The following is a 12736-nucleotide window of genomic DNA, read 5'->3' on the forward strand; positions in this document are numbered from 1 at the left end:
GTGGCCGGCTTGAACCGGAACGAGTGGCCGGTTTGAACCAGAATGGGTGGCCGCTTTAAATCAGAATGGGTGGCCGGATTGGGCCGGAATACGCAGACTTGACCGACGAAGACCGCGAGGAGATCCGCGCCGTTTTCGGAGAGGCTTAGGCACGCGCGTCGGCTTCCGAGCCTTCCGGGACGGCAGCGCCCACCGGAGCCGACCGGGATGCAGAACGGCATGGACAGGAAGGAACTCCCCGAAATTGGGGAGAAACCGGCCAGGAAACGCCCAACGCAAATGTGCGTTGGCTCCCGGCACTGATTCGGCCGAGTGGTCCGGTTGACTGGTCCGCGCATTGGTCCAATGATTGGCCCAATGATTGGACCGAGGACCATTGAATGAAGACGAAGGGCAAGGACGAGATCGTCCGAAAGATCGCCAAAGAACTCGCGAGCGGACGCGATCCAGATTTGATGGACGAGCGCGTCGGCGTGCCGAAGACGACCTGGAATCGCTGGATTCGCCAGGCCCGCGAAGCCGCACCGGAGGCGGTGAAGGCCGCCATGAAAACCAAAGCGGGCCGAAAGAACGCCATCGCCGCAGAGCGAGCCGTCGTTGCCCACTTGTCCGCCGCGGCATCCGTCGACAAGAAGGGAATCGACATCTTGCTTGAGGTGGACTCCCTGCTCGCGGATTGCCTGATCCTGCGCAACGCCGCCTTCACGAAGGACAAGGACGGCAACATCGGCACCGAGCTGAAAGAGGAGTTCGGGCCGGGCATCCTGCGAGACGCGATCAAATCCAAGGTTGCCGTGCTCACGGCGGCTTCCAAGATCATCGAGACGCTGATGAGCGGGCAGCGCGTCGCAGCCACCCAGGCCGCGATTGTGGAAGCCGTCGAGGCAGCGAGCCCCGAGGCCAAGGTCAAGCTCGTCGAGGCGTTCCGCGGCATCCAGGCACGTTACGGCATGATCGGGCCGGCCGAGCGTCCCCACTGACCGTCTCGCGTCTCAAAAGCGGGTCGGCGCCGACGTGACGACATCATTGCGTCGAGGCCCAAGTACCACCAGACGACAACAGACCCCGCCAACGCAGCGGGGTTTTTCATGCCTGCGATTTGCTCGGGGTTCGACGAGGTTCGAGGGGATCCGTCTCGGCCATCGGCGCCTGGAAGGTTCGACATGATTCGAGTCCGAGGCCATCGCCATGAAAAAGATGATCGAGAGGAAGTTTAAGGCTGAGGCAAGGGCGCGTCAGTCAGCGGCGGGGGGCGACGTGTCTCAAAAAAGAAACGCTTCCGAATACGTATCCGGAACTAGCGAGACCGGAGAAACAAGAGAAAAGCTCGCAAAAGCAATCGGGATGGGCAGTCATTATTCCATGAGGCAGGCAGAGCAAGTGATCGAGAACGGCATCCCGGAGCTTGTGGAGGCGATGGATAGCGGGGAGCTGGACGGGAGCGGTCGCGATCCACGACCCCTGGAAGGAGGCCCGCCCTCAATTCAATTGAGGGTAGCGGGTCAACAACTTGCGATCCATGACCCCTGGAAAGAGTCACCCCGCCGTCGTGGGCGGAACCACGGTTCCTGCGAGAAGGGCGGGTTTAACCGCACGCATATCTGACCAGGGTCCTAGCCAGGCTTGCGCGCTGGCGTCCGGCGGGGATGTTTGAAGTGTAGCGGGTTTGGCTCGGGGAAGGGTAGACGAAAAAAAGGAGGCGACCCGCCGACATAGCACCGGCATAGAACCGCTCGAAAACCCCGCAGAAACCGCCGATTATCCCGCCTAAATTCCCTTTAACATCATTGCTTTAGTGGTGGGCCGTCTAGGATTTGAACCTAGGACCAAGGGATTATGAGTCCCCTGCTCTAACCGCTGAGCTAACGGCCCGTGGTGCGATGGGGTGATTGTTGCGAAAACGGCGCCGTCCATGGCGACTGAAACTGAAGCCCAGGCCTAATCGGCGTCGAGGAAGCTTCTAAGCTTGTCCGAACGCGTCGGATGCCGGAGCTTGCGCAGGGCCTTGGCTTCGATCTGGCGGATCCGCTCGCGCGTCACGTCGAACTGTTTGCCGACCTCCTCGAGTGTGTGGTCGGTGTTCATGTCGATGCCGAAGCGCATGCGCAGCACCTTGGCCTCGCGCGAGGTCAGGCTGGCGAGCATGTTCTGCGTCGCCTCGCGCAGGCCCTCGGCGGTTGCGGAGTCGACCGGGGAGATGACGCCGGAGTCTTCGATGAAGTCGCCGAGATGCGAGTCTTCGTCGTCGCCGATCGGTGTTTCCATCGAGATCGGCTCTTTGGCGATCTTCAGGACCTTGCGGACCTTGTCTTCCGGCATGTCCATCCGCTGCGCAAGCTCTTCCGGGGTCGCCTCGCGACCCATCTCCTGGATCATCTGCCGAGAGATCCGGTTGAGCTTATTGATGGTCTCGATCATGTGGACCGGGATGCGGATGGTGCGCGCTTGATCGGCGATGGATCGCGTGATCGCTTGACGAATCCACCAAGTCGCATAGGTCGAGAATTTGTAGCCGCGACGGTACTCGAACTTGTCCACGGCCTTCATGAGGCCGATGTTGCCCTCCTGGATCAGATCCAGGAACTGCAGGCCGCGATTCGTGTATTTCTTGGCAATCGAGATCACCAGGCGGAGGTTCGCCTCGACCATCTCCTTCTTGGCTCGGCGCGCCTTGGCCTCGCCGATGGACATCTTGCGGTTGACGTCCTTGACCTCGCTGATGGTCAGGATGTTCTCCTTTTCCATCTCCTGGAGCTTTCGCTGCGCACGGCGAATGTCCTGGGCGACCTCGGCGAGACGTGCGGCATAGGGCTTGCCGCTCGCCAGCTGCTGCTCAAGCCACTGCGGGTTGGTCTCGTTCTCCGGGAAGGTATCGATAAAGACCTTGCGTGGCATGCCGGATTGCTCGACGCACAGGCTCATGATCACCCGCTCTTGCCCGCGAATCCGCTCGATGGTGCGGCGAAGGATCTCCGCAAGCTCCTGAAAGACCGGCGCGACCAGCTTGAACTGAAGGAAGACCTCTGAGACGCTCGCCATGGCGGCGCGTGAGCGCTCGTCGTCACGACCGTAATGCTCCAGCGCTGAGCGAAGCACGGCGAAGTGCTCGCGCAAGAGTTGTGCGCGCCGTGCCGCGTCCTCTGGATCCGGCCCGGTGTCCACGACGGGGGCCGCATCGTCGTCGTCATCGACGTCCGCCTCCGCGTCGGAATCGTCCTTCGCCTTCTCGCTGCTCACCGGCTGTGGAGTTGCAACCGGCTCTTCGTCGCCGTCGTTGAAACCCGATATGACGTCGGTCAGACGGGTCTCCTCGCGCTCGACGCGATCGAAGATCTCGATCAGTTTCTCGACGGAGCGCGGATAGACCGAAAGCGCGGAGAGGACCTGGTTGAGTCCGTCCTCGATCCGTTTCGCGATCACGAGCTCGCCCTCGCGCGTGAGCAGCTCGACGGTGCCCATCTCACGCATGTACATGCGCACGGGATCCGTAGTGCGGCCGAACTCGCTGTCGACCGTCGCCAAGGCAGCCGCGGCGGCCTCGGCGGCCTCGTCGTCGGAGACGGCGGAGTCGCTCAGGGTGTGATCGACGACATCTGGGGCGGTCTCGTGGACCATGATCCCCATGTCGTTGATCATACGAACGATGTCCTCGATCTGATCGGTCTCCACGATCCCGTGAGGCAGATGATCGTTGACCTCGCTGTAGGTCAAGTAACCTTGTTCTTTGCCCTTGGCGATCAGTTGCTTCAGCTGGGACTGTTGCTGTTCTTGATCCATGGGATACCCTGATTGATACGGCGGATGGCCACTGAAAGGCGAACTACGTAGTTTAGCATGAAAATTTGGCTTCCTCCAGTCAGCGGTTGCGCGTTCGGGCTGCTGCCGCGTCCCGCTCGAGCCGGGCGCGAACCTCGTCACTCCACGCGCCCGGGCTGCGTTGATTCAACGGCCTGCTGCGCTCGTCCTTGAGAACCTCTTCGCCGATGCGGCTCAGGGCCCCGATCAGCTCCGCGGCCATACCCTCGGGCGGGATGTCCTGCAGAAAGGGGTCGACGCTGAGCTGTTGGAGGTATGCGAAGTGCTCTTGGCCGCGCCAACGCTCCACCAATGCCGCTTTGTTGATAGTTGGGTGTGCGGCAATGGTTTCAAGAAGTTGCACCAAAATCGCGGCACCGGGGCTCGGCGAGCGCCGCCAGTCGTCCGGGAGCTGCGCCGCCTCGGCGGCAAGCTCGGGATGATCGAGCAAGAGTGCGATCGCTTGGGCAATCCGAGTCGGCCGGGTTGGACGAGTCGTTTGCACTCGCCCCCGCCGTGCCACAGGCTTGGGTTTCTGCGGTATTCCGGCCAGGGTGCTCAATCGGCCGGTCAAAAGATCGCGGTAGATTCCGGGGGGCACTGCCTGGATCAGCGGCTGAGCCAACGCGGAGAGACGCGCCCGCCCGTCGATGCTGGCCATGTCAACCTGATCGCAGAGCTGCTCGAACAGAAATTCCGACAGTGGCTGAGCCTCCGTCATGCGCGCACGGAATGCATCGGCGCCCTCGGCACGGATCAGGGTGTCCGGATCCTCCCCATCTGGCAGAAACAAGAAGCGGATCGACTGACGGCCGGTCGCCGAAGGGAGCGTGCTCTCCAATGCCTTCCAGGCCGCGGCACGCCCGGCGCGATCGCCGTCGAAGCAGAACACGACCTCGGGGGTCGTGCGTGAAAGCAGCTGGAGATGCTCGGCGGTTGTCGCCGTTCCGAGGGTCGCAACGACGTTCGTCACCCCGAACTGCGACAAGGCGATAACATCCATGTAACCCTCGACGACGAGGACGGAGTCGAGCTTGCGATTGGCCTTTTGCGCCTCGAACAGCCCGTAAAGCTCGCGACCCTTGTGGAAGATCGGGGTCTCGGGCGAGTTGAGATATTTCGGCTTGCCCTCGCCGAGTAGCCGCCCGCCGAAACCGATCACGCGTCCGCGTCGATCTCGAATCGGGAACATGATCCGATCGCGGAAGCGGTCGCGTCGCCGTCCCTCCTCGTCGTAGATCAGCCCGCAGGTCAGAAGTCGCTCGCGCTCCGAAGGGCTCGCACCGAGGCGCGACAGGAGCAGGCGCCCCTCGGGCGGCGCGAAACCGAGCCCGTAATGCGCCGCCACCTCGCCGGTGAGACCGCGCGCCTTGAGATAATCGACGGCACGCCGGGCGCCCGGATGGACCCGCAACTGCTCGCGATAGAGCTCGGCGGCCTGCTCGTGAAGCGCGTACAGAGGCCCGTGATCGGGGCCGGCAGGGCCTGTTTCGGTCGCGCCGGGCACCTCCAATCCCGCACGGCGGGCCAGCTCGTCGATGGCCTCGCGGAAGTCGAGACGGTCGTACTCCATGAGGAAGCCGATCGCCGTGCCGTGCGCGCCGCAGCCGAAGCAGTGATAGAACTGCTTATCCGGGCTGACGGTGAAGGAAGGGGTCTTCTCGTCGTGGAAGGGGCAACGGGCTTGGTAGTCTTTGCCGGCCTTGCGCAGCTGAATCCGCGTGCCGACGAGGTCGACGATGTCGGTTCGCGTCAGAAGCTCGTCGATGAACTCGGGGGGAATGCGACCGGCCATGTGCCTCGGCAAACCGTTGAGGTACGACGCCGGAGTTAGCCTCCGAGGCGCTGTTTGACGCGGGCGCTGACGCTGCCCATATCGGCCCGGCCTTGAATCTGCGGCTTCAACAGACCCATGACCTTGCTCATGTCGCTCATCGCGCTCGCCTGTGTGGACGTCATCGCCGCGTCGATCAGGGTCGTGAGCTCTTCGTCGGTGAGGGCGCGCGGCAGATACGACTGGATGACCTCGACCTCGAATCGCTCGATCTCGGCGAGATCTTCGCGACCGGCGCCGCTGTATTGACTGATCGAGTCGCGACGCTGCTTGACCATCTTGTCGAGGACGGCCAGCACTTGCGCGTCGTCGAGCTCGATGCGCTCGTCGATCTCGCGTTGCTTGATCGCCGCGAGCATCAGCCGGATCACCCCGAGCCTGGTCTTGTCGCCCGCCTTCATGGCGGTCTTCATATCACTTTGGATTTGAAGCTTGAGCATGGTAAGGCGTTGAGACCGCAGCGGAACGAAAAGAATGACATGCGACTTCGTCGCAATGCGAGCAGCGGTCCCGACGAACACGGGACCGACATCGACGATCCGACCTCAGTACGGACGCTCCCAGCGACGCGACTCACGCTGCAGCTTCTTCTGATGCCGCTTCACCGCAGCCGCCTTCTTGCGCTTGCGCTCGGATGTCGGCTTTTCGTAAAACTCGCGACGACGTACCTCGGCGAGCACACCTGCTTTCTCACAGGACCGCTTGAAACGCCGCATTGCGACTTCGAAAGGCTCGTTCTCTTTGACACGCACGCTGGGCATGGATAATCCCTAAGGTTGGCTCCGGACAAGGGCGGATGGTCGAAGTTAAGCGCCGGGATTTTAGCGGAATCCATCCAGTGATTGCAAAGATTTCCGCATGGTGCTCGAAATCGCTCGAGCAGGGGTGGAAACGATCCGCCGATCCCCCTATACTTCGCGGCTCGGCGCCGATGTAGCTCAGTCGGTAGAGCAACGCATTCGTAATGCGTAGGTCCGCGGTTCGAATCCGCGCATCGGCTCCAAAAACTCTACGACAACAGCAAAAGCCGGCACGATGCCGGCTTTTGCTGTTTCTGCGGCAGCCAAGCGCCGATCCCGAAGCCTCGCACCCTTGCTGCGCCGGCATGCCGTCCCCGACACATTCCCCACGCGCCGAGGCTGGCCTCGGATTCCGGGGTGTGGCACGCTTGACCTCAAGCGTGGTGCCGACGGGCGTGGCTCGGAGTCCTAATGAGTGTCGCCCGAGGTGTCCCTGTTCTCTTCCCGAGGGGTTTGCCGTGAACCTGCGTTCCGTCACTTTGATTCTTTCCCTGGCCACCGTCGGCATGCTTCAGGTCGGTTGCGCCAGCAGCCCGCGAACCGGCACGTTCGACCCTCAAGTCGATGCCTTCCAGGTCGGGGACCGTCCGCAGATGGCGTTTCCCGGCGCAACCCGCGCGGAGGTGAAGGCGTTGGCGATGGGTTCGGCGAGGAGTCGGGCCTGGATAATTGCCGAGACGACGGACGATCGTGTCGTCGCACGTCGTCCGCTCGATCCGGGCTCACCTCTCGCACGCGAACTTGGCCAAGCAGCGGCTACGGCTGCGCCCGGCAGTCTCGTCGAGGTCACCTCCTACTTCCTCGATGACCGCGGCAGCGTCAAGGTTGCATTGGACGCGGCGCTCGTCTCGACGACACCGGACGGCCAATCGGCGCGAACCGATGTCACCGAGGCCTTTCGCCCGTCACTGGACGAATCCCTTCGCTCGCTCCACTCTACCTGGTCGCGTGATCGTGCCCGGGTTGCACGGGCAGCGCCACCCTCGGGAGGCGCACGGGCGGACGGCGAGAGTGACTCGGGCACCGCGGTCGGCGCAGACGACAGGGCGCTCGCCGACACCGGCGTGAGCACGCCGACTGCCTGGGGCGACGAGACCACGGCATTTGAAACTGCGGCTCCGGCGCTGCCAAGTCAAACGCCCGCCGCGGAGACTCCCGAGCGGACGTCTCCGCCGGCCCCGATGCCTGTCGCCGTTACAGCCGCAACGCCGACCCCCGAGCCACGCAGGCAAGCAGGCAGCCCTGCCCCCATCGTCGATACTAGGCCGGCCCTCACTCGGACCCAGCCCGGCCCCGCCACGCAACCGATGTCGCTCCCCGAGCCGCTCCCGCAACCCGCCGTCGAGACAATTCCGGCCAGCGAGAACATGATGGCGCTCGCGCCGTCGCCCGGAAGCGTCAGCTGGGCCTACTACGCGGAGCAATATGCGCGACTTCGGGGCTGCAATGTCGAGCCTAGCGGATCGATCCTCATCGACTCGCGCAGCGACGGCGAGATCCACAAGGTGCCGTGCACGGGTGCCGACAGCGTTCTGGTGCAATGTCAAAACGGCGAGTGCCGCGGTCTTCTGTAGCCGGCGCGATGCGCATCGCTCGTCCGCAGGTTACCGACTGACGACGTTACGATGGATTGCCCCCGATCATCGTCTGGGCGACCCATCGGACTCGGCACCCGAAGGCGAATCCCGCGTTGCGGGACGCTGCGATCGCTTCCCGCACTGATGGTCCGAATCGTTCCGGTCGCGCTCGGGGTCCTCGCCTTCGAGCTCGTCGCCGCAGCGCCTGCACCCGGCATTCTCTTGTACGCGGCAACGCCGGACGAGGCCAAAGACTTCGCGATCGCCTCGGCATACGGGCGCGGATGGAGCGTCCCCGTGGTCGGCGAGACGACGGTCGAGATCGAGCAGATCCTCGAGGAGAGCGACCCCGACGACCCCCTCGCCTCGCGGCGACTGATCCGCATCTCGGCGGTCTTCGTCGCCGAAGACTCCGGCACACGTGTCCTGTTGCGCGCGCGCGAGGTCCAGACATCGACGAACGGCGAGGAATGGTCGACGGATGTGACCGAACGCTATGCCGAGAATCTCGGAAACGCCTTGAGCTCGCTCAGGAGCAAGTGGGACGGGCACCGCGACACCGGCCAGTCGAAGACTCGGGAGCCCGCCCGACCACCGGCCACAGGCGGCGAATCGGCCGACAGGGCTGCGGAGACGGGCGCCGGACCGGTCGGCACCTGGGCCTACTATGCGGAGCGCTACGCCGAGAGCCGCGGTTGCGTGCTGACGGACGCAGAAACTACCCTCGAAGCCTCGGGACCCGATTGGGAGCGGCATCGAATCAGGTGCCGAGACGGCCGTTCGCTGCATGTGCATTGCCACCTGGGCGACTGCACGACCCGACGATGACGATGGACCTCGAATCCTTGCGTTTGCCGGACCGAATCGAACCGGACCGGCTCCAAACCGCGCGCCGGCCGCTGCGACCCCGGGCGCCGATCGTCAGCTCGGCGGCGGAGGATCGTCTTCGTTGGATGAGCGACTGTCCCTTCCGGCCAAGAAAAGCGCCGCGACGCCGATTGCGATCAGCAGCAGAAGGGAGATTGCGATGAGGCTGCCCGCGAGATCCATCGTAGGTGTCTTTCCTCCGGTGTCGGAGCGCTCCTCTCGGCAGGGATTCGCGCCGTGATTGTCGACCGAGGCCGAGCGATGCGTCCGAGAGTGCGATGAAATTCTTCGCCGTTCAGAAGGTCGTCGGTCTGCTCTTGACGCTGTTCAGCTTCACGATGCTTCCGCCTGTCGTGGTCGGGCTGATCTACCGCGACGGGGAGATTTGGCCCTTCCTGGCCGCCTTTCTGCTGATCCTCGGCGTCGGCTTGACGACCTTTCTCCCGGTCATGCGACTCCATCAAGAGCTGCGTATCCGTGATGGATTCCTTGTCGTGGTGCTGTTTTGGACCGGGCTCGGCTTGGCCGGTTCATTGCCTTTCGTGCTGGCCGAGGTGCCGCGACTCTCGGTGACGGACGCGATTTTCGAGTCCATGTCCGGTCTCACCACGACCGGCGCGACCGTCATCGTCGGGCTCGACGACATGCCCAAGGCCATCCTCTTCTACCGCCAACAACTCCAATGGCTGGGCGGCATGGGGATCATCGTGCTCGCGGTGGCGGTGTTGCCGATGCTCGGTGTCGGCGGCATGCAGCTCTTTCGGGCCGAGATGCCCGGCCCGGTGAAGGACGCCAAGCTCACACCCAGGATCACCGAAACCGCCAAGGCACTTTGGTACATCTACGTCGCGATGACCATTGCCTGCACGCTGGCCTATTGGGCTGCGGGCATGACCTTCTTCGATGCCATCGGCCATGCCTTCTCCACCGTTGCCATCGGCGGCTTCTCGACCCACGACGCCAGTATGGGCTACTTCAACAGCACGCTGATCGAGATGATCGCCGTGCTCTTCATGCTCATGGCGGCCATGAGCTTCGCATTGCACTTCGTCGCCTTTCATCGGCTTGATCTCGGCGTCTATCGGCGCGACAGCGAGCTGCGGTTTTTTCTCTTCATCATGGCGACCGTAACCGCCATCACGACGCTCGCGCTCTTCTACACCGACACCTATATCACCTGGGACGACGCCTTCACCCACGGCCTGTTCCAAGCGGTCTCGATCGGGACCACCGCCGGGTTCACCACCGCGGAGTTCTTTTACTGGCCGCCGTTCATCGAAATCCTGCTGCTGTTCGCGAGCTTCGTCGGCGGCTGTGCCGGCTCGACCGCCGGCGGCATCAAGGTGATCCGATTCCTCCTGCTCATCAAGCAGGGGATCCGCGAGATCGAACGCCTCATCCACCCCAACGCCCAGATCCCCGTGCGGGTCGGTGGCAAGAGCGTCAATCACCGCGTCGTCGATGCCGTTTGGGGATTCTTCTCGCTCTATGTCGCGAGCTTCGTCATCATGTACCTTCTGCTCGCCGCAACCGGCCTGGATCTGCTTACGTCTTTCTCCGCGGTCGCGGCCTGCATCAACAACCTCGGACCCGGGCTGGCCCAGGTGGGACCACATTACGCGGACCTGCACGACCCGGCGAAGTGGATCCTCTGCGTCGCCATGTTGCTGGGGCGTTTGGAGATTTTTACGCTTCTGGTCCTCTTGACGCCCGCCTTCTGGCAGCGCTGAGCGTACGCGGCAGGACCTCTGCGAGCGAGGCGGTGGCGTGCCGAGCACGACTCAACCTCAGGCACAAATCGTCCGGTACACACCGACACGGCGGAACGACACCATGAGCATCGTCGACAACCTCGAAGCCATGCTGAATCGCGGCCAGGATTCGGCCCTGTTGCGCTACAGCCTGGGTGCCGAATATCTCAAAGCGGACCAGACCGAGCGCGCACTCGGCCATCTCGGCGAGGCCGTACGCCTCGACCCCGGCTATTCCGCCGCCTGGAAGCTCTACGGCAAAGCGCTCTCGGCGCTCGGGCGCCATGCGGAGGCCATCGATGCGCTCGATCGCGGCATCGAGGTCGCCGAGGCCAAAGGCGACATCCAGGCCGCAAAGGAGATGAGGGTCTTTCGAAAGCGCGCCGAGCGTGCGCTCGCGGACGCCGACTGAATGGCGTGCGGCAGGGCGCTTGCCTGCTCCGGGTGCCCGGATATAATGCAGCGCAAGGTCCATAAGCATTCATCGATATACTTCGGAGAAGCACGATGCCTACCTATGATTACCGCTGCGAGGCCAACGACCGCGTCCTCGAGGTCAACCACCGAATGAGCGAGAGCCTCACGAGCTGGGGCGAGCTGTGCGCCCGTACGGGTACCGCCCTCGGCGATACCCCGGCCGATGCGCCCGTGCATCGTCTCGCGACCGGCGGGAACGTCATCTCGAGCAGGAGTCTCGGCAGCGGCAACGCCCCCGCTTGCTCAACCGGGGCCTGCTGCCCTGGCGGCATGTGCGGTCTCAACTAAAAGGTGATTTGCAGGAAAGCATCGACCAACCTTTAGGGACTGTATGGGCTGTAGGGGCGACTTAAGTCGCCCCTTGGAGTCTCCATAGACCTGAACCGCGTCCGCTGCGAGCTGCGCGGACGCGCAAACGCCGAGCCAATCCGAACCGCGAAAATCGCACCGGACGCGGTTCAGCCGAGCACCACATCGACCTCGATCAGTTGTCCGTCGCGATAGACCCGAAGGACGACCTTATCCCCGACCCGATAGGCATCGAGCAGCTCGATCAGCCTCTCGACCGAGTCGACATCCTGCCCGTCCACCGCGACGATTAGATCGGCGGCAACCAGATCCCCGTTCTTGCTCATGGTTGCCGCGCGCAACCCGGCCCGCGCAGCGGGCGAGCCCTCCTGAACCTGCAGGATGACCACCCCCTCGACGCCGACGCTCTCGGCGAGCCGACGGCTCAGATCCCCATCCGTGATGACCCCAAGCGCAGGCCGCACATAGCGACCGTAGGCGATGAGGCGCGGCACGACGCGATTGATGGTGTCGACCGGCACGGCGAAGCCGATACCCGCAAAATTTCCGGACGGGCTGAAGATCGCCGTATTCATGCCGATGACGCGCCCGGCGCTGTCGATGAGGGGACCACCCGAATTTCCGGGATTGATCGCCGCGTCCGTCTGAATCAAATGCTCGATCGTGCGCCCCTCATCCGACGGAATCGTCCGATCGAGTGCCGAGATCACCCCGCCGGTCAGTGAATAATCCAACCCGAAGGGGTTGCCGATCGCGAAGACCTTCTGCCCGACCTTCAGGTCGTGACTCGAGCCGATCGCCACCGGCGGAGGCCCGCCGGCGCCGCTGTCGATCCGCAACACCGCGATGTCATGCTCCGGGCTGACGCCGACCAATGCCGCCTCGTAGACGCGCTGATTGGAAAGCCTGACATAGGCCGCCTGCACGTCGGCAACCACATGATAATTCGTCACGACATGACCATGTCTGTCCCACATGAACCCGGAGCCCGTGCCGCGAGGGACTTCCAGGAGATTGCGCGACAACAGATCCATCACGCGCCCGGAGGTGGTGATGTAAACGACCGACGGACTGATCGTCTCGAAGATCGCGATGGTTGTCTGCTCGTCGGCAGCCAGCTCACCGCGCGCCATGATCGCGCGCGGTTCGGCTTGGTACCGGATGAAGAGATCCTCGATCCATGGCCGGCTCGCCAATGCGATCAGGAAGAAGATGACGAACCAGAAGAGGAAGCGACTGAGGGCGAAGGCGTGCATGGATGCGCTGTAGCGTAAAACCGCTTGGATTGTACCCGTTGACCCGAGGCTGCCGCGTTCGACGCGCCGG

Annotated in this window: 13 protein-coding genes and 2 tRNA genes; 8 read left to right on the forward strand and 7 right to left on the reverse strand. The window is 63.4% G+C overall.

What is annotated here, in order from left to right; translation table 11 throughout:
- On the reverse strand, positions 1 to 221 hold a 221-nt coding region (locus tag BLV04_RS25300), incomplete at its 3' end, for a hypothetical protein (RefSeq protein WP_217633719.1).
- A 159-nt stretch (positions 222 to 380) separates the two neighbouring features.
- On the opposite strand from BLV04_RS25300, the gene BLV04_RS17075 reads away from it, so the two are divergent.
- Both BLV04_RS17075 and BLV04_RS17080 read left to right on the forward strand, forming a co-directional pair.
- Positions 381 to 980 carry a hypothetical protein gene (locus BLV04_RS17075; RefSeq protein WP_093034957.1) on the forward strand — a complete coding sequence of 200 codons (600 nt, stop codon included), beginning with the start codon at positions 381 to 383 and terminating at the stop codon, positions 978 to 980.
- Positions 981 to 1188: 208 nt separating this feature from the next.
- Positions 1189 to 1605 (forward strand): hypothetical protein, encoded by a 417-nt coding sequence (locus tag BLV04_RS17080; RefSeq protein ID WP_093034960.1) that lies wholly within the window; start codon positions 1189 to 1191, stop codon positions 1603 to 1605.
- Between the two features lie 191 nt (positions 1606 to 1796).
- On the opposite strand, the gene BLV04_RS17085 is transcribed toward BLV04_RS17080, so the two are convergent.
- The 5 genes from BLV04_RS17085 to rpsU all read right to left on the reverse strand — a co-directional run bounded on the left by BLV04_RS17085 (position 1797) and on the right by rpsU (position 6390).
- Positions 1797 to 1872 (reverse strand) — tRNA-Ile (locus BLV04_RS17085).
- A gap of 66 nt (positions 1873 to 1938) precedes the next feature.
- Positions 1939 to 3777 carry an RNA polymerase sigma factor RpoD gene (gene rpoD / locus BLV04_RS17090; protein ID WP_093034963.1) on the reverse strand — a complete coding sequence of 613 codons (1839 nt, stop codon included), beginning with the start codon at positions 3775 to 3777 and terminating at the stop codon, positions 1939 to 1941.
- 79 nt (positions 3778 to 3856) lie between these two features.
- Complete coding sequence (dnaG, locus tag BLV04_RS17095) at positions 3857 to 5590, reverse strand: DNA primase (RefSeq protein WP_093034966.1); 1734 nt, start codon at positions 5588 to 5590, stop codon at positions 3857 to 3859.
- Between the two features lie 35 nt (positions 5591 to 5625).
- On the reverse strand, positions 5626 to 6069 hold the full coding sequence (locus tag BLV04_RS17100; protein WP_093035209.1) for a GatB/YqeY domain-containing protein: 444 nt from the start codon (positions 6067 to 6069) through the stop codon (positions 5626 to 5628).
- A 105-nt stretch (positions 6070 to 6174) separates the two neighbouring features.
- The gene (gene rpsU / locus BLV04_RS17105; RefSeq protein WP_007041206.1) at positions 6175 to 6390 is read right to left on the reverse strand and encodes a 30S ribosomal protein S21; all 216 of its coding nucleotides are present in this window, start codon (positions 6388 to 6390) and stop codon (positions 6175 to 6177) included.
- 166 nt (positions 6391 to 6556) lie between these two features.
- On the opposite strand from rpsU, the gene BLV04_RS17110 reads away from it, so the two are divergent.
- From BLV04_RS17110 to BLV04_RS17135, 6 genes are all read left to right on the forward strand, one after another.
- A tRNA-Thr gene (locus tag BLV04_RS17110) sits at positions 6557 to 6632 on the forward strand.
- 255 nt (positions 6633 to 6887) lie between these two features.
- Complete coding sequence (locus tag BLV04_RS17115; RefSeq protein ID WP_093034969.1) at positions 6888 to 8003, forward strand: hypothetical protein; 1116 nt, start codon at positions 6888 to 6890, stop codon at positions 8001 to 8003.
- Positions 8004 to 8150: 147 nt separating this feature from the next.
- Positions 8151 to 8834 carry a hypothetical protein gene (locus tag BLV04_RS17120; protein ID WP_093034972.1) on the forward strand — a complete coding sequence of 228 codons (684 nt, stop codon included), beginning with the start codon at positions 8151 to 8153 and terminating at the stop codon, positions 8832 to 8834.
- Between the two features lie 317 nt (positions 8835 to 9151).
- Positions 9152 to 10603, forward strand: coding sequence for a TrkH family potassium uptake protein (locus BLV04_RS17125; protein ID WP_093034975.1), 1452 nt, complete (start codon positions 9152 to 9154; stop codon positions 10601 to 10603).
- Positions 10604 to 10706: 103 nt separating this feature from the next.
- The gene (locus BLV04_RS17130; protein ID WP_093034978.1) at positions 10707 to 11036 is read left to right on the forward strand and encodes a tetratricopeptide repeat protein; all 330 of its coding nucleotides are present in this window, start codon (positions 10707 to 10709) and stop codon (positions 11034 to 11036) included.
- Positions 11037 to 11131: 95 nt separating this feature from the next.
- A complete protein-coding gene (locus BLV04_RS17135) occupies positions 11132 to 11389 on the forward strand; it encodes an FmdB family zinc ribbon protein (RefSeq protein ID WP_093034980.1) in 258 nt (85 codons plus the stop codon).
- 170 nt (positions 11390 to 11559) lie between these two features.
- On the opposite strand, the gene BLV04_RS17140 is transcribed toward BLV04_RS17135, so the two are convergent.
- Positions 11560 to 12666: a S1C family serine protease gene (locus tag BLV04_RS17140; RefSeq protein ID WP_093034983.1), complete on the reverse strand. Its 1107-nt coding sequence runs from the start codon at positions 12664 to 12666 to the stop codon at positions 11560 to 11562.
- Positions 12667 to 12736 lie beyond the last annotated feature (70 nt).

Origin of the sequence: Thiocapsa roseopersicina (assembly GCF_900106925.1) — a bacterium.
Lineage (GTDB): Bacteria > Pseudomonadota > Gammaproteobacteria > Chromatiales > Chromatiaceae > Thiocapsa > Thiocapsa roseopersicina.

Excerpts from the sequence above, each read along its gene's own strand:
- BLV04_RS17075 (WP_093034957.1), top strand. The coding sequence starts at position 381 with ATGAAGACGAAGGGCAAGGACGAGATCGTCCGAAAGATCGCCAAAGAA.
- BLV04_RS17080 (WP_093034960.1), top strand. The coding sequence starts at position 1,189 with ATGAAAAAGATGATCGAGAGGAAGTTTAAGGCTGAGGCAAGGGCGCGT.
- rpoD (WP_093034963.1), bottom strand. The coding sequence starts at position 3,777 with ATGGATCAAGAACAGCAACAGTCCCAGCTGAAGCAACTGATCGCCAAG.
- dnaG (WP_093034966.1), bottom strand. The coding sequence starts at position 5,590 with ATGGCCGGTCGCATTCCCCCCGAGTTCATCGACGAGCTTCTGACGCGA.
- BLV04_RS17100 (WP_093035209.1), bottom strand. The coding sequence starts at position 6,069 with ATGCTCAAGCTTCAAATCCAAAGTGATATGAAGACCGCCATGAAGGCG.
- rpsU (WP_007041206.1), bottom strand. The coding sequence starts at position 6,390 with ATGCCCAGCGTGCGTGTCAAAGAGAACGAGCCTTTCGAAGTCGCAATG.
- BLV04_RS17120 (WP_093034972.1), top strand. The coding sequence starts at position 8,151 with ATGGTCCGAATCGTTCCGGTCGCGCTCGGGGTCCTCGCCTTCGAGCTC.
- BLV04_RS17125 (WP_093034975.1), top strand. The coding sequence starts at position 9,152 with ATGAAATTCTTCGCCGTTCAGAAGGTCGTCGGTCTGCTCTTGACGCTG.
- BLV04_RS17130 (WP_093034978.1), top strand. The coding sequence starts at position 10,707 with ATGAGCATCGTCGACAACCTCGAAGCCATGCTGAATCGCGGCCAGGAT.
- BLV04_RS17135 (WP_093034980.1), top strand. The coding sequence starts at position 11,132 with ATGCCTACCTATGATTACCGCTGCGAGGCCAACGACCGCGTCCTCGAG.
- BLV04_RS17140 (WP_093034983.1), bottom strand. The coding sequence starts at position 12,666 with ATGCACGCCTTCGCCCTCAGTCGCTTCCTCTTCTGGTTCGTCATCTTC.